This window comes from Citrobacter sp. wls714, from assembly GCF_005281025.1.
GTDB classification, from domain to species: domain Bacteria; phylum Pseudomonadota; class Gammaproteobacteria; order Enterobacterales; family Enterobacteriaceae; genus Citrobacter; species Citrobacter werkmanii.
The window spans coordinates 55945-72735 of record NZ_SZWZ01000046.1 but is presented as its reverse complement, the minus strand read 5'-3'; the positions used below and the strand labels follow the sequence as shown (position 1 = coordinate 72735).

Annotated in this window: 13 protein-coding genes and 1 other RNA gene; 6 read left to right on the top strand and 8 right to left on the bottom strand. The window is 52.7% G+C overall.

Annotation, left to right across the window (positions count from 1 at the left end; translation table 11 throughout):
- The first annotated feature begins 44 nt into the window (after window positions 1–44).
- A non-coding RNA gene (locus tag FDX11_RS11090) (RtT sRNA) lies at window positions 45–175 on the top strand.
- 211 nt (window positions 176–386) lie between these two features.
- Here the strand turns inward: FDX11_RS11090 and narI are convergent.
- The 5 genes from narI to FDX11_RS11065 form a co-directional block, all read right to left on the bottom strand.
- A complete protein-coding gene (gene narI / locus FDX11_RS11085) occupies window positions 387–1064 on the bottom strand; it encodes a respiratory nitrate reductase subunit gamma (RefSeq protein WP_038641116.1) in 678 nt (225 codons plus the stop codon).
- Window positions 1064–1774 carry a nitrate reductase molybdenum cofactor assembly chaperone gene (gene narJ, locus FDX11_RS11080; protein WP_079223847.1) on the bottom strand — a complete coding sequence of 237 codons (711 nt, stop codon included), beginning with the start codon at window positions 1772–1774 and terminating at the stop codon, window positions 1064–1066. Before narJ ends, narI begins: the two co-directional genes overlap by 1 nt.
- Window positions 1771–3309: a nitrate reductase subunit beta gene (narH, locus tag FDX11_RS11075; protein ID WP_061381228.1), complete on the bottom strand. Its 1539-nt coding sequence runs from the start codon at window positions 3307–3309 to the stop codon at window positions 1771–1773. Before narH ends, narJ begins: the two co-directional genes overlap by 4 nt.
- Window positions 3306–7049: a nitrate reductase subunit alpha gene (locus tag FDX11_RS11070; RefSeq protein ID WP_137397907.1), complete on the bottom strand. Its 3744-nt coding sequence runs from the start codon at window positions 7047–7049 to the stop codon at window positions 3306–3308. The genes narH and FDX11_RS11070 overlap by 4 nt, the downstream gene beginning before the upstream one ends.
- Window positions 7050–7564: 515 nt before the next feature.
- On the bottom strand, window positions 7565–8956 hold the full coding sequence (locus FDX11_RS11065) for a NarK family nitrate/nitrite MFS transporter (protein ID WP_042307965.1): 1392 nt from the start codon (window positions 8954–8956) through the stop codon (window positions 7565–7567).
- Window positions 8957–9295: 339 nt separating this feature from the next.
- Here FDX11_RS11065 and narX point away from each other — a divergent pair, with 339 nt between their 5' ends.
- Together narX and narL are read left to right on the top strand one after the other, a co-directional pair.
- The gene (narX, locus tag FDX11_RS11060) at window positions 9296–11092 is read left to right on the top strand and encodes a nitrate/nitrite two-component system sensor histidine kinase NarX (RefSeq protein ID WP_042307964.1); all 1797 of its coding nucleotides are present in this window, start codon (window positions 9296–9298) and stop codon (window positions 11090–11092) included.
- Window positions 11085–11735, top strand: coding sequence for a two-component system response regulator NarL (narL, locus tag FDX11_RS11055; RefSeq protein ID WP_038641125.1), 651 nt, complete (start codon window positions 11085–11087; stop codon window positions 11733–11735). Before narX ends, narL begins: the two co-directional genes overlap by 8 nt.
- Window positions 11736–11756: 21 nt before the next feature.
- On the opposite strand, the gene FDX11_RS11050 is transcribed toward narL, so the two are convergent.
- Window positions 11757–13100: a YchO/YchP family invasin gene (locus tag FDX11_RS11050; RefSeq protein WP_249360731.1), complete on the bottom strand. Its 1344-nt coding sequence runs from the start codon at window positions 13098–13100 to the stop codon at window positions 11757–11759.
- A gap of 250 nt (window positions 13101–13350) precedes the next feature.
- Between FDX11_RS11050 and FDX11_RS11045 the strand changes: the two genes are divergently transcribed.
- Window positions 13351–13704 (top strand): DsrE/DsrF/TusD sulfur relay family protein, encoded by a 354-nt coding sequence (locus FDX11_RS11045; RefSeq protein ID WP_137350149.1) that lies wholly within the window; start codon window positions 13351–13353, stop codon window positions 13702–13704.
- Window positions 13705–13964: 260 nt separating this feature from the next.
- Window positions 13965–14210, top strand: a complete 246-nt coding sequence (locus FDX11_RS11040) for a DUF1883 domain-containing protein (RefSeq protein WP_137397905.1) — start codon at window positions 13965–13967, stop codon at window positions 14208–14210.
- A gap of 54 nt (window positions 14211–14264) precedes the next feature.
- Here FDX11_RS11040 and FDX11_RS11035 read toward each other — a convergent pair whose 3' ends face one another.
- Window positions 14265–14960: a gamma-glutamylcyclotransferase gene (locus FDX11_RS11035; protein WP_042308012.1), complete on the bottom strand. Its 696-nt coding sequence runs from the start codon at window positions 14958–14960 to the stop codon at window positions 14265–14267.
- A gap of 196 nt (window positions 14961–15156) precedes the next feature.
- Window positions 15157–15387, bottom strand: a complete 231-nt coding sequence (chaB, locus tag FDX11_RS11030) for a putative cation transport regulator ChaB (RefSeq protein WP_038641135.1) — start codon at window positions 15385–15387, stop codon at window positions 15157–15159.
- 274 nt (window positions 15388–15661) lie between these two features.
- Here chaB and chaA point away from each other — a divergent pair, with 274 nt between their 5' ends.
- On the top strand, window positions 15662–16762 hold the full coding sequence (chaA, locus tag FDX11_RS11025) for a sodium-potassium/proton antiporter ChaA (protein ID WP_042307955.1): 1101 nt from the start codon (window positions 15662–15664) through the stop codon (window positions 16760–16762).
- Window positions 16763–16791 lie beyond the last annotated feature (29 nt).

The window sequence follows — 16791 nt, the reverse complement described above, 5'->3', positions numbered from 1 at the left end:
CACTTCATAAAGCATCAACCCCCAATTTAACTGTAATGCCCTATATTCTGCCCATGCTGGAAGGATGAGAATCTTCGACTAAGGTTCGATTCGAGCGTCAGCGAGAAAGCGTTGCCGCAGGCAACGACCCGAAGGGCGAAGCGCGCAGCGCTGAGTCATCCTTCCCCCACCACCATTACTTCATAAAGCATCAACACCCAATCCAACTGCAATGCACTATATTCTGCCCTCAATACGTGCCCGCAATAGGCCTGATGCGCTGCGCTTATCAGGCATACAGAGAGCTGACGCCTGTGTAGGCCGGATAAGGCGGTTACGCCGCCATCCGGCAAACAGGCATAAAAAAACCCCGCCGGAGCAGGGTTTTATCTTACACAGATAACCGATTAGTGACGCGCACGAACGATCTGGTATTTGCGGGTCAGGTATTCAACTGGAACGCTCCAGATGTGCACCAGACGCGAGAACGGGAACAGCAGGAACAGCGTCATACCCAGCACCAGGTGCATACGGAAGATAAACGCCACGCCATCCAGATATTCAGATGCACCGCCGTGGAATGTCACCACGGTTTGCGCCCAGTTCACCAGTTTCATCATCTCGCTACCGTCCATATGCTGAGCGGAGAACGGAATGGTCAGCAGGCCAAGGGCACACTGGATAACCAGAATGGACAGCACCAGAATATCCGCACCGGTAGTGGTGGCCCGAACGCGTGGGCTGAACAAACGACGTTTCAGCAGCAGCACGCCGCCGACCAGACACATCACGCCTGAGGCGCCGCCCGCGAACATGGCCATCTTTTGTTTCACTTCAAGCGGTAGCCACGCCTCATACATCCAGTGCGGCGTCAGCATGCCCAGAAAGTGTCCGGCAAAAATTCCCAGGATCCCGATATGGAACAGGTTCGACGCCAGGTTCATCCCTTTGCGATCCAGCATCTGGCTGGACGCCGCGCGCCAGGTATATTGCCCATAGTCATAACGCAGCCAGCTGCCGATCAGAAAGACAGAACCCGCGATGTACGGATAGATGTCAAAGAAGAACGTATTCAGGAAGTGCATTATTGCTGTCCTCCGGTGGAGATATTCAGATACTGCGGCGCAACGGCCCCGGCAAAACGACGCTGGTGAGCGGTGATTTCCGACTCGCCGCACCCCTGATCGGCGAAGAATTTCACCTGCTCTTCTTCCCAGACCGCATCCAGTGCCTGCGGGGTATCATCACGCGCTTCATCCGCAATTTTTTCAGCCACTTTGTCGCTATCGATAACGGTATTCGCCAGTTTTAACAGCAAGTCGAACAACACCGCGTAACGGCTTTCACGCTGTTGCAAACGAGCGCTGAGCAAAGCCAGAATCGGCGCGATATCCTGTAACCCCCCTAACGCTTCGCTTTTCGGCAACTGCGCAAGGTATTCCAGATACAGCGGCAGATGATCGGGAAGTTCGCGGCTGTCGAGCTGCAAACCGTGCTGCTCATACTGTGCCATCAGGTCAACCATCGCCTGACCACGATCGCGGGATTCACCGTGTACATGTTCAAACAGCAGCAGCGATGTGGCACGGCCACGGTCAAACAGTTCGCTATAAGCGGCCTGTACATCCAGCATGTCCTGCGCGGTTAAATCGCGCAGGAAAACGCCCAGGGTCTGGGCATCCTCCTTCTCCAGGTTCTCAGATGACGCGAGTGCATCGAAAAGTTCCTGCTGATGCTGCCATAAGGCAGCATCCGGGTACTCGAGCAGACGCGAAACAATGACGAGTTCAATCATTGGTGCGGCTCCGTTTTGCTGGTCACATCAACAGCGTCGATGCGGCGGCTGTTGAACAGATTGAATTTGGTATCAGAACCGTGGCAACCATCGCCGAAGGTAAAGCCACAACCGCTTTTCTCCGGGAATGCGTCACGCGCCAGTTCACGATGGCTGCTTGGTACCACGAAACGATCTTCGTAATTAGCAATCGCCAGGTAACGATACATTTCCTGTGCCTGCGCTTCGCTCAAGCCCACCTCTTCCAGCGCACGGGTATCAACTTTACCGTCAACAGTTTCCGCACGTTTGTAGTGACGCATTGCCAGCATACGTTTCAGCGCCAACAGTACCGGCTGGGTGTCGCCAGCGGTCAACAGGTTCGCCAGGTACTGAACCGGGATACGCAGACTGTCTACATCCGGCAGAATACCGTTGCTGCCAAGCTCGCCCGCGTCGGCGGCAGACTGAATCGGTGACAAAGGCGGCACGTACCAAACCATCGGTAGCGTGCGGTATTCCGGATGCAGCGGCAGCGCCAGCTTCCAGTCCATCGCCATTTTGTAAACCGGAGACTGCTGTGCAGCATCGATGACGCTCAGTGGAATACCATCTTTTAGCGCCTGTTCAATGACTGCCGGATCGTTCGGATCGAGGAACACGTCCAGTTGGCGCTGGTACAGATCTTTTTCGTGCTCGGTGCTGGCCGCGCTTTCGATCGCATCGGCGTCATACAGCAGTACGCCGAGATAACGGATACGGCCAACACAGGTTTCGGAGCAAACGGTCGGTTGACCCGCTTCGATACGCGGGTAGCAGAAGATGCACTTCTCGGACTTCCCGCTCTTCCAGTTGAAGTAAATCTTCTTGTACGGGCAGCCGGTGATGCACATACGCCAGCCGCGGCACTTGTCCTGGTCGATCAGCACGATGCCATCTTCTTCACGCTTGTAGATAGCACCGCTTGGGCAGGTCGCCACACACGCCGGGTTAAGGCAATGCTCACACAGGCGCGGCAGGTACATCATGAAGGTGTTTTCGAACTGGCCGTACATCGCCTTCTGCATGTTTTCGAAGTTCTGGTCTTTGGCGCGTTTTTCGAATTCGCCGCCCAGAATTTCCTCCCAGTTCGGACCGCTGGTAATTTTGTCCATCCGCTGACCGGTAATCAACGAGCGCGGACGGGCAATCGGCTGCGCTTTGCTGCCTTCCGGCGCGGTGTGCAGATTCTGATAGTCGAAATCAAACGGCTCGTAGTAGTCATCCATACCCGGTAGATGCGGGTTAGCAAAGATTTTTCCCAGCAGCAGCGCACGGTTACCCATGCGCGGTTGCAGTTTACCGTTGATTTTACGGATCCAGCCGCCCTTCCATTTTTCCTGATTTTCCCAGTCATTCGGGAAACCGACGCCAGGCTTACTTTCCACGTTATTGAACCAGGCGTATTCCATACCTTCACGGCTGGTCCAGACGTTTTTACAGGTCACTGAACAGGTGTGGCAGCCGATGCACTTATCGAGATTCAGCACCATGCCGACTTGTGAACGAATTTTCATTTTACGCTCTCCTGTACCTGGTCATTGCCTTCGCCATCCAACCAGTTAATGTTCTTCATCTTACGTACAACCACGAACTCATCACGGTTTGAACCGACGGTACCGTAGTAGTTAAAGCCGTAGGCCAGCTGCGCATAGCCGCCGATCATATGGGTCGGTTTCGGCGTAATACGGGTCACCGAGTTGTGGATCCCGCCGCGCTGCTGGGTAATTTCTGAACCCGGCAGGTTAACGATACGTTCCTGCGCGTGGTACATCATGGTCATCCCGGCCGGTACACGCTGGCTGACAACTGCACGCGCCGTCAGCGCGCCGTTGCTGTTGAAGACTTCGATCCAGTCATTATCTTCGATTCCCAGGTCTTTCGCATCGACTTCGCTCATCCACACAATCGGACCACCACGTGACAGCGTCAGCATCAGCAAGTTGTCGCTGTAGGTGGAGTGGATACCCCATTTCTGGTGCGGTGTCAGGAAGTTGAGCGCTTTTTCCGGGTTACCGTTAGACTTCTCGCCGATCACCGCTTTCACTGAACGGGTATCGATTGGCGGACGGTAAACCAGCAGGCTTTCACCGAAATCACGCATCCACTGGTGATCCTGATACAACTGCTGGCGACCAGACAGCGTACGCCATGGGATCAGCTCATGAACGTTGGTATAACCGGCGTTATAAGACACATGTTCATCTTCCAGGCCTGACCATGTCGGGCTGGAGATAATTTTGCGCGGCTGCGCCTGTATATCGCGGAAACGAATTTTTTCGTCTTCTTTATTCAGCGCCAGATGCGTATGGTCACGACCGGTAAATTCACTCAGCGCTGCCCAGGCTTTAACGGCTACCTGACCGTTAGTTTCCGGCGCCAGGGTGAGGATCATCTCGGCGGCATCAATTGCGGTATTAAGCCAGGGCTGGCCTTTCGCCGGACCTTCAGCCTTGGTGTAGTTGAGCTTACGCAGCAGATCCATTTCGCTCTGGGTATTCCAGGCAATCCCTTTCCCGCCGTTACCGATTTTTTCCATCAGCGGGCCGATGGAGGTAAAGCGTTCATAGGTTGCCGGATAATCACGCTCTACGGTCATGATGTGCGGCGCGGTAACGCCAGGAATCAGGTCGCACTCACCTTTTTTCCAGTCCTTCACGTCCAGCGGCTGCGCCAGCTCGGCGGCGGAGTCGTGCTGAATCGGCAGCGTAACAACGTCAGTTTCTTTACCGAGGTGGCCCACGCACACTTCAGAGAATTTCTTCGCGATGGCTTTATAGATTTCCCAGTCGCTCTTCGATTCCCAGGCCGGGTCAACGGCGGCAGACAACGGATGAATAAACGGATGCATATCCGAGGTATTCATATCGTCTTTTTCATACCAGGTTGCGGTCGGCAGCACGATGTCGGAATACAGACAGGTACTCGACAGACGGAAGTCCAGCGTCACCACCAGATCCAGCTTGCCGTCCAGTCCGTTGTCCTGCCATTCCACTTCTTCTGGCTTCACGCCGCTCTGCTGGCCGAGATCTTTCCCCTGAATACCGTGTTCAGTACCCAGCAGGTACTTCAGCATGTACTCGTGGCCCTTACCGGAAGACCCGAGCAGGTTGGAACGCCAGATAAACAGGTTACGCGGATGGTTTTTGCCGTTTTCCGGTTGTTCCGCCGCAAAGCGAAGAGAACCGTCTTTCAGAGATTCCACGGTGTAGTCCACCGGCGTCATGCCGGCTTTCTGCGCTTCTTCAGCGATACGCAACGGGTTAGTCCCTAACTGCGGTGCAGACGGTAACCACCCCATACGTTCAGCGCGAACGTTAAAGTCAATCAAATGACCGCTGTAACGGGATTTGTCTGCCATCGGGGACAGCAATTCCTGTGCGGTAACCGTCTCATAGCGCCATTGGCTGGAGTGGTTATAGAAGTAAGAGGTACTGTTCATATGACGAGGCGGACGCTGCCAGTCCAGCGCAAACGCCAGCGGCTGCCAGCCGGTTTGCGGGCGCAGTTTTTCCTGCCCGACATAGTGGGCCCAACCGCCACCGCTCTGGCCGATACAGCCGCAGAACACCAGCATATTGATCAGGCCGCGATAGTTCATATCGAGGTGGTACCAGTGGTTCAGACCCGCACCGACGATAATCATCGAACGGCCGTGCGTTTTATCGGCGTTATCCGCAAATTCGCGGGCGATGCGCACGATTTGAGCGCGCGATACACCGGTAATTTTTTCTGCCCATGCCGGCGTATACGCTTTCAGGTCATCGTAGCTGGTTGCACAGTTTTCATCGTTCAGACCGCGTTCCAGACCGTAGTTGGCCATGGTCAGATCGTAAACGGTGGTCACCAGCGCGGTAGAACCATCGGCCAGTTGCAGACGTTTAACCGGCAATTTGTGCAGCAGAATGTTTTCCAGTTCAACTTTATTGAAATGTTCGGTACCTTCGCCGCCAAAGTATGGGAAGCCGACTTCAGCAATGTCATCCTGGCTACCGAGCAGACTGAGTTGCAGTTCGGTTTCATTACCCGACGTGCCGTCGCGCTGTTCGAGGTTCCATTTGCCTTTTTCACCCCAACGGAAACCAATTGAACCATTTGGCGCAACCATTTCACCGTTGCTATTGATAGCGACGGTTTTCCATTCCGGGTTATTTTCCTGGCCCAGAGAGTCAACCAGATCCGCTGCTCGCAGCATACGACCGGCAGCATAATAACCGTCGCGCTCTTCGAGCATCACCAGCATTGGCATGTCAGTATAACGACGAACGTAGTCAGTGAAGTACTGGCTCGGATTATCGAGGTGGAACTCGCGCAGCATGACATGGCCCATCGCCATTGCCATCGCCGCATCGGTTCCCTGCTTCGGTGCCAGCCACAGGTCGCACAGTTTGGCGATTTCCGCGTAGTCCGGAGTAATCGCTACCGTTTTGGTTCCTTTATAGCGAACTTCAGTAAAGAAGTGCGCATCCGGAGTACGGGTCTGCGGTACGTTAGAGCCCCATGCAAGAATGTAGCTGGAGTTATACCAGTCGGCAGATTCCGGTACGTCGGTTTGCTCGCCCCAGGTTTGCGGGGAAGCCGGCGGCAGGTCACAGTACCAGTCGTAGAAGCTCAGGCAGGTACCACCAATCAGCGACATATAGCGTGCGCCGGAAGCATAAGAAACCATCGACATCGCCGGAATCGGAGAGAAGCCTGCAACGCGGTCAGGGCCATAGGTTTTGATAGTGTAAACGTTAGATGCAGCAATCAGTTCATTCACTTCCTGCCAGGAAGAACGAACAAATCCACCACGACCACGCGCTTGTTTGAAGCTTTTTGCTTTGTCGGCGTCTTCGATGATGGATGCCCATGCATCTACCGGATCGCTGTGCAGTCTTTTTGCTTCTCGCCACATCTTCATCAGACGTTTGCGCATCAGCGGGTATTTCAGACGGTTAGCGCTGTAGAGATACCAGGAATAGCTCGCACCACGCGGGCAGCCGCGAGGCTCGTGGTTTGGCATATCTGGACGGGTGCGTGGGTAGTCAGTTTGCTGGGTTTCCCAGGTCACCAGACCATTTTTCACATAGATTTTCCAGCTGCATGAACCGGTGCAGTTTACACCATGGGTTGAACGCACGACTTTGTCATGCTGCCAACGCTGGCGATATCCATCCTCCCAGTCCCTGTTGGTATTGAGAAGCTGGCCGTGCCCATCGGCAAAGGTTTCGCCCTTCTGCTTGAAGTAGCGAAACCGGTCCAGGAATTTACTCATCGGTTTTCTCCTGTAGGAGCCTGACGGCTCTCTGATAAATCGACATTGCTTGATTGAGAGCGAAGGTAACGCTCTGAAAGGGCGTGAGAATTGATAACGATCAAGGCAGGCAGGGATGAAAAATGAGGGTAAATTTTCACATACCCCCTAAGTGGGATATCAGAAAACAAATTAACATCATGAATTTAAATAACTTTTTCAAATTCACTTTTCATACAAATGTTAAATTCTTTATAAGTGGGTATTAAGGGGTATCCCCCCTGCCAGGCATATTATCAGCACCGTTTTCACAGACTTTCGTCGTGAGTTTATATATAAGTATGTTGTAACTAATTCAGAGCAAAAAAAAGCGCGGTCTAACGCCGCGCAATGGATAATCAACCTACACTTCATCCTTCAAACTGCTTCTGCGTTGGCTGCGCTCGTTCTCCCCAGTCACTTACTTCAGTAAGCTCCTGGGGATTTCTCACTTGCCGCCTTGATGCAATTCGAATGATTTTGTGTATACCACTTTTTTACTTTTTAGAATGACGTCCGTACACCGCCCAGGTGATAACCACGCAGGCGACATAGAAGATCACAAAGACTTTCATCGCATCAACAGGTGATCCCGTTAACGCCAGGGAAGTACCAAATGCTTTGGGGATAAAGAAGCCGCCAATCGCGCCAATGGCTGAGATAAAACCGAGCGCTGCCGCAGTGTCGGTTGCCGCTTCACGCATCGCCTTCTCTTCTGACCCGCCTTCCGCTTTCACTCTGTCCATCGTCAGCTTGCGGAAGATAACGGAGATCATCTGGAAGGTTGAACCACTGCCCAGACCGGCCGTCAGGAACAACGCCAGGAACACCGCGAAGAAAGCGGTAAAGTTGCCCCCTACGCCATTAGTTGGCAGCGTCAGGAACAGCAAGGCACTGAAGAGAGCCATCAGCACAAAGTTCACCAGCGTCACGCGAGTTCCGCCCAGACGGTCAGAAATTGCACCGCCAGCGGAACGCGCCAGCGCGCCAATCAGCGGGCCAAAAAAGGCGTAATGCAGGATCTGTACCTCAGGAAACTGCGTTTTTGACAGCATCGCGAAACCGGCTGAGAAGCCGATAAATGAACCGAAGGTTGCCAGATACAGCAGGCTCATGATCCACAGGTGCCCGCGTTTAAGCACCGGCAATTGCGCTTTCAGTGACGCTTTTGAGGTTGCCAGTTCGTTCATACCAAACCATGCAGCCAGCGTCAGCACAGCCAGGAACGGAACCCAAATCCATGCGGCGTTCGCCAGATACAATTGCGTACCATCCGGTTGTTCAACCCCGTGGCTACCAAATGCAGCAAAGATTGACAGTGAGACCACCAGCGGAGCAACCAACTGCATTACGCTGACACCCATATTGCCCAGACCACCGTTCAGACCCAGTGCACCGCCCTGTTTTTGTTTTGGAAAGAAGAAGCTGATATTCGCCATGCTTGATGCAAAGTTCGCACCGGCAAAACCGCACAGCAAGGAGATAATAATAAAGGTACTAAATGGCGTGGTGGTATCCTGCACCGCAAAACCTAACCATACGCATGGGATGATCAGGATGCCGGTGCTGAATGCTGTCCAGCGACGTCCACCAAACAGGGGAACCATAAAGGAGTACGGCACACGCAGCAGCGCGCCGGAAACCGACGGCAACGCCGTCAACATGAACAATTGCTCCGTGGTGAAATTAAAGCCAACTTTCGGTAAGTTCACCGCCACGGCGCTAAATAACATCCACACGCAAAACGCCAGCAGTAAGCAAGGGACGGAAATCCACAGGTTACGGCTGGCGATTCGTTGACCACGCTGTTGCCAGAAGACAGGATCTTCCGGCCGCCATTCTGTAATTACAGCTCCAGATGCCCTTTCCGGGGCAGATGAGTGACTCATAGACACCTCTGATACTTGTTTCGATGCCTGCAACCTTAGGGTTTACAGCTGGAGGTAAGTTGATATAAATCAAAGGAAAAGGTGTCATTATTCATGCCTAAAATTTGTCATCACCCTAAATGAGTACATTACTTCGGTAAAAAAGATGTGGTTTTTCACGCTTCTGTCGTCTTCTACTCCCCCTGACCCATGACCTCCCCCTCAGCTGGCAATTAAGAGGTAGCCCGTTTGAGGTATGGGTATACTCCAGTGTATCGCCGAGAATAACGCCACTGCCTGCAGCAGAACCGTTATTCAAAAGGGTTTCTGTTCTACGAAGACCCGAAGGAACAAGTCACCATGTTTAAACGTTGTCTCTCCCCGCTTACGCTGGTCAACCAGGTGGCGCTGATTGTTTTATTGTCTACTGCCATCGGCGTGGCAGGTATGGCTGTCTCCGGTTGGCTGGTTCAGGGCGTTCAGGGTAGCGCCCATGCAATTAACAAAGCCGGCTCGCTGCGTATGCAGAGTTATCGTCTGCTGGCGGCGGTTCCACTGGAAGCCGACGATCAACCGCTACTGGATGAAATGGAGAAAACGGCGTTTAGTCCAGAGTTAACGCGGGCCGCACAGCGCGATGGACAACAGGCGCAGTTAAAAGCATTACAGGATTACTGGCACACTGAGCTGGCGCCAGGGCTTGCCCACGCGCAAACGCCTGATGCGGTGGCGCAAGATGTAACGCGCTTTGTCGTTGGGCTGGATAAGCTGGTTACCGCCTTCGACCATACCACCGAATTGCGGATTGAACGCGTCGTTCTGTTACATCGCCTGATGGCGGCATTTATGGCCTTACTGCTGGTCTTCACTATTATCTGGCTACGCGTACGCCTGCTGGAGCCGTGGAAACAGCTATTGGCGATGGCGCGAGCCGTCAGCCAACGTGATTTTACCCAACGTGCGCATATCAGCGGGCGTAATGAGATGGCGGCTCTGGGCTCGGCGCTGAATAATATGTCGGAAGAGCTGGCTGAAAGTTATGCGGTACTGGAACAGCGGGTGCAGGAGAAAACGGCCGGGCTGGAGCATAAAAATCAGATCCTCTCTTTTCTGTGGCAAGCCAACCGCCGCCTGCATTCTCAGGTGCCATTGTGCGAACGCCTCTCTCCGGTGCTGAACGGCCTGCAAAATTTGACCCTGCTGCATGATATTGAGCTGCGGGTTTATGATCTGGAAGATGAAGATAATCATCAGGAATTTACCTGTCAGTCCAATGTCAGTTGCGATGAGAAAGGATGTCATCTGTGCCCACGCGGTACGCTGCCCGCGATAGACGGTGGTATCACGCTGAAATGGCGGCTGACCGACGCGCATACCCAGTATGGTATCCTGCTCGCTACGTTGCCGAACGGACGCCATCTCAGCCACGATCAGCAACAACTGGTCGATACCCTGGTTGAGCAACTGACCGCAACGCTGGCGCTCGACAGGCATCAGGAGCGTCAACAGCAGTTGATCGTGATGGAAGAGCGTGCCACCATTGCGCGCGAACTCCATGATTCTATTGCACAATCGCTTTCATGCATGAAGATGCAGGTTAGCTGTTTGCAGATGCAGGGCGATGCGCTGCCCGAGAATAGCCGCGAACTGCTTAGCCAGATTCGTAATGAACTGAACGCCTCGTGGGCGCAACTGCGTGAGCTGTTAACGACCTTCCGTTTACAGCTCACCGAACCCGGATTGCGACCCGCGCTGGAAGCCAGCTGTCAGGAATACAGTGCCCGCTTCGGTTTTGCGGTTAAGCTGGATTATCAGTTGCCACCGCGCCTGGTCCCTTCGCATCAGGCGATTCACTTATTACAAATTGCTCGTGAAGCCCTGAGCAACGCCCTGAAGCACTCCCATGCCGATGAAGTTGTCGTGACGGTGGTGCAAAATGGTAAGCAGATCAAACTCACTGTACAAGATAACGGCTGCGGCGTACCGGAAAACGCCGAACGCAGTAACCACTACGGCATGATAATAATGCGCGACCGTGCGCAGAGCTTGCGCGGCGATTGCCGTGTACGCCGTCGTGAGACAGGCGGTACTGAAGTTACTGTCACTTTTATTCCCGAAACAAACTTCACAGAAGTCCAAGGAGATACCCATGAGTAATCTGGAACCGGCAACCATCCTGTTGATCGACGATCATCCGATGCTGCGAACCGGTGTAAAACAGCTTGTCAGCATGGCGCAGGATATCACCGTTGTCGGTGAAGCCAGCAATGGCGAACAGGGTATCGAGCTGGCTGAATCTCTTGATCCCGATCTGATCCTGCTGGATCTCAACATGCCTGGTATGAACGGTCTGGAAACCCTCGACAAGCTGCGTGAAAAGTCCCTGTCTGGCCGCATCGTGGTGTTTAGCGTATCCAATCATGAAGAAGATGTCGTTACCGCACTGAAACGCGGCGCGGATGGTTACCTGCTGAAAGATATGGAGCCGGAAGATTTACTGAAAGCATTACAGCAGGCCGCCGCTGGTGAAATGGTGCTGAGTGAAGCCTTAACGCCGGTTCTGGCCGCCAGCCTGCGCGCCAACCGCGCAACGTCTGACCGTGATGTCACCCAGTTGACGCCGCGCGAGCGCGATATTCTCAAGCTTATTGCCCAGGGCCTGCCTAACAAGATGATTGCCCGCCGCCTGGACATCACCGAAAGCACGGTAAAAGTTCATGTGAAGCACATGCTGAAGAAAATGAAGCTCAAATCACGCGTAGAAGCGGCGGTTTGGGTGCATCAGGAACGCATTTTCTGATAACGCAGTCGTGCATCATGGTTAACGAGGATCATTTGCCGAAACGCTGATAAACGGTTCGGTCAGTGATAGCGTGATCTCATTGGAAGAGACACGCTGGCCCAGTTCATCTTCTACCACTACCGACAGCCGCCAGCGGTTCATCGCACCTTCTCTGTTGTCCCACTTCGGCATAATAATCGTCCAGCCCTGCGCGCTTCGGGTACTGCTGCCAGCGGTTAAGCTCAGCGCCTGAGTATCGCCCTGCCATGCAAGATGGCGAATCCCATGCAGGCTGCGCACTTGTACCTTCAGCGCCACCGTTTCTCCCGGCTTGAGATCCCAGGGCGGCGTGGCCAAAAATACCGACAGGGTTTTACGCTGGCGATACTCCAGCGTCGGCAAACTATTCCGCTGCGGATCGTCATAACGACTGCCGCGCAGCGAGCGGCTGTTCGCCACTTCGCTAACCATCAGCTGTTTTTTTAACGGAACGCCGAAACGATAATTCAGCGTTAATCCGAGGTTATTCTGACTGACGCCATTTTCACCCTGCTTATGCTGCGCAGTCATCGTAATCAGCGGCACCGGCGTATAGCTCAGCCCGAGGTTCACCGCTACCGGATTGTGATACCCGGTGCCAGAATGAAACAGATCCACCCGGTCGCCAAAATACTGTTCAACGCTGACGCGGGTATTGAGATGTTGATAGAACGGCATCCGCATTTGCGCGGTCAGATCGTAGCCGCGGGCCATCCGCTGTTCCTGTGTGGTGGAACGATTCTGCCAGGAGGAAAACGGCTGGTAGTAGTTAGCGGATAAACGTAAATACTCGCCCCACGCTTCTGCACCTAAGCCGCCCCGGAGCAGATTTTCATCCAACAGATTGTCATAAAACGTGTTGTAACCCAGTAGCCAGCCGTCGTGTACCCAGCGCTGCCCAATTCCCGCATTACTGACTAAGCCCTCATCCTGTTGCGTTAAGCCTAACTGACTCCAGGTAAGATAGCGTTGATTGTCCTGCCACGGAATAAACCAACTTCCCCGACTGCCGGTAAAGCTGCCCTCTTTATCAACCTGCAACCCGACGCTGGCGTTTCCCCAGGGAGAGAGCCAGGATTCCAGTTGTTGATTCACCTGTTCGCTAACCGTGTCACGTACCTGACCAAATGCGAACTGCTTCGCCTGTTCGCCGGTATCAAGGCCGTTATCGGTCATACTGGCTTCACCAAATGCTTTCACCATTTCGGCAAAATGCTTTTCGCCTGCCCGCGATTCCGGCGCCATACCGAGATCGGGCAAGCCATCGCTATTGTTATCGAATGGGTTTTCAGCCTGGTGAACAAAAGAGGATTGTGCGTTGGCATTACCCCCTGCCAGTGGCAAGAGTGCAAATACGGCGAGAGGAAAATAAATAATACGGCTCAAATCGTTAGTTATTTCTTAAATCAATTAATCAGGCACACTTAACCTAAACCATAACGTCTTCAGCAATTAATTGCAGCCTTTATCCCTGTTTTCGGGATTTTCTGACCCGAATAATAAGGGGCCCTCACATGCTTTCTTTTCGATATCTGGTACAGGGAGTACCATACACGCCAGGAATTATCCCTCCCATCCGACAACAGGAGTCAAAATGCAAAAGATAGTGATCGTCGCGAACGGTGCGGCCTATGGAAGCGAATCGTTATTTAACAGCCTGCGTCTGGCCATCGCTTTGCGTGAACAAGAAGCCGGTCTCGATCTGCGTCTGTTTTTAATGTCGGATGCGGTTACGGCGGGATTACGCGGTCAGAAACCAGCGGAAGGATACAATATCCAGCAAATGCTGGAGATCCTGACAGCGCAAAACGTTCCGGTAAAACTGTGCAAAACCTGCACTGACGGTCGGGGGATCACCGACCTGCCTTTAATCGATGGCGTAGCCGTGGGCACGCTAGTAGAACTGGCCCAATGGACGCTGGCTGCAGATAAAGTATTGACCTTCTGACAGCGCTTGCAGGCATGCGCACTGAAAGTGCCGGAAATTTCCGGATTTAATCTTAGATGGGCGCGGTTTCGTTGAACGTTAACACGCCCTTTCAACCGTTCTGAGGAACTTTGTCACTTTTGTTTAATCGTTATGCCATTTTTTGATCAAAATCAGCATCCTGTTGCTCCCCCTTTGGTGTTATGCAATGAGTGAAATGTGAACAACATCACGCAGCACTTTCGACAGAAAGTACGTTGTTTTCAAGAACGGGGTGAAAAATGGCATTAGTGAAAGCGAGTTTAAAGTTATTTGGTGGCGATACGGTGGTAGTGCGCTGTTCCGAGCGCTGCCACATCCACCTGATGAGCGATAAAAATCACGTCAAAGACACGCAGTCCGACATCTTAAGCGTGCAGGATCGTGATAACGCATGGTTGACCGTACCTTATACCGGCGTCTGGAACGTGCTGATCGACAGCCACAGTCAGTCGCTTGAGCATTCGATTAGTTTTATTGCAGCGTAATCGTGAAATGCCCGATAAGCACCTGGCTGTCGGGCACACTACACTCCGCCGACGCTATGCAAAATCTGGTCGTATAATCCCTTCCGGCAGGTTCTCTCCCAACAACCGTTTGACCGTAATCACCAGATCGTTAAGACAATCATCCTGCATTCCCAGCTTCACCAGTTCTTGTTCCAGCGAGAACAGATATTGGGCATTGGTGCCTAAAGGTCCACTGGCCGCAGCGATAAGCGGCGCAATCACCTGCGCGCGTGTATCCGACTCAAACAGCGGATGGCGCGGATCCATAATAAAGACCAGCGCGTTCACCGTCCGTCCGTCATCCAGCGCCAACTGACACCAGGTCGGCAGGTAGCAACCGGTGATCATTTCACGCTTCCACAACAGAGAAAGTTCTTGTTCCAGCGACGCGTCCGGTAAGCGATAAGCCACACCGGTCGTGCGTCCGCCCTCTTTCAGGGCCAGCATCCGTCCCGGCTGACAGGCCGTTCCACGCCCCGCCGTCAGACGCAGGCAAAATGCACGGTGCCAACCAACCAATGTCCCGGTACAGGACTCTTCAAATTCTAAGGCCGGGTTCCACATCAACGATCCATAACCGAAGATCCACACCGGTCCATCATCTGGTCGACAAGCAAGCGTGGCGGCCAGTGAGGCTGCCCGTTGTTCCGCTGACCAGAGTAGTGATTCTTCAATAGCGCCAAATGCCGTCTTACAGTCGGCATTCAATAAAAAATCACGCGTTAACACCTTACACCTCCGCCACTGCTGCTTCCCTGCGACAACTTTTTTGACGCCTTCCGGGCCTTTTTGCTGCTCATTTTGAAACCAATAGCTGGACAATAGGCAATTCACCGCTCGCTTGCAAGCCAGCAGCGACGCGGTGTAGCACGATTCGCTAACGGCTGATTCGGGCTAATTGATAAAGGCATTATAATTGATACTGTTACGTCTTTTTATGCCATTTATCATCATCACCTTTTTGATAATCATTTTTCACCGCGGCCCACGCCACCTTGTGCGCCGTCTCTTCGCGCGTGGCATCATCGCGACGGTCAGATTTATCTTTGTACTGTTCCCAGGCGCTGTTGAAGGCTTCTTTATAGATGTCCTGAGCATGGGATGGCAGAACATGCTGTACGCTGTCAGGCAGATCGCTTTTCGATTTATAGGGCATTGTGAACTCCTCTTTTTGGGCTAAACCTTAAGTGTGGTTAACAATGCTGCGATGCGCCAATAATGAACATTTTTAAAATATTTTCTCATCTAACCTTCTGTTAATTAAATACTCTATAAACAAGAAGTTTGTTTTTGACCGCTTAGAGGAGAAAAATAAGCGATGCGGTAAAATTTCGTAAAATGTCACCTACAAAACCGCTTTTTCTGTTATTTTTTACATTCTTTAATACTTTTATAATTATAAATACCTGCAGAGATGGAGAATTAGCTTAATGACACAAGTACATGAGGCGGTAAAAACCCGCCACAAGGAGACCTCTCTCGTCTTCCCGATTTTGGCGCTGGTAGTACTGTTCTTATGGGGGAGCAGTCAGTCACTACCAGTGGTCATCGGCATTAATGCGCTTGCCCTTATTGGTATATTAAGTAGCGCATTCAGCGTTGTCCGTCATGCGGACGTATTAGCACATCGACTTGGCGAACCCTACGGCTCGCTGATCCTCAGTCTGTCCGTTGTTATTCTTGAAGTCAGTTTAATTTCCGCATTAATGGCGACCGGCGATGCCGCGCCTACGCTAATGCGCGACACGCTGTATTCGATCATTATGATCGTCACCGGCGGTTTAGTCGGTTTTTCATTACTGCTGGGCGGCCGCAAATTTGCCACTCAGTATATGAACCTGTTTGGTATTAAGCAGTATTTAATCGCCCTGTTTCCGCTGGCCATTATTGTGCTGGTGTTTCCAATGGCGTTACCGGGAGCCAATTTTACTACCGCCCAGGCGCTACTGGTGGCACTCATTTCTGCGGCAATGTACGGCGTTTTTTTGCTGATTCAAACAAAAACGCACCAAAGCCTGTTCATTTACGAGCATGAAGATGAGGGTGACGACGACGACCCGCATCACGGTAAGCCGTCGGCGCACAGCAATATATGGCACGCAGCCTGGCTCATCATTCACCTGATCGCCGTTATCGCCGTCACCAAGATGAACGCCAGTCCGCTGGAAACCTTGCTGACTGAACTCAATGCCCCCGTGGCATTTACCGGTTTCCTGGTGGCGCTGTTGATCCTCTCGCCTGAAGGGCTGGGGGCGCTGAAAGCGGTTCTGAACAATCAGGTACAGCGGGCAATGAATTTGTTCTTCGGTTCAGTATTAGCCACTATTTCACTCACCGTACCGGTAGTGACGCTGATCGCCTGGGCAACAGGCAATGATTTGGTGTTTGCTTTGGGCGCGCCAGAGATGATTGTCATGGTCTCGTCGCTGGTACTGTGCCATATCTCTTTCTCCACCGGACGTACCAATGTACTTAACGGTGCGGCGCATCTGGCACTATTTATCGCCTATCTGATGACGATATTTGCCTGATTATCATTTTAGCGGAACCTACGGCCCTG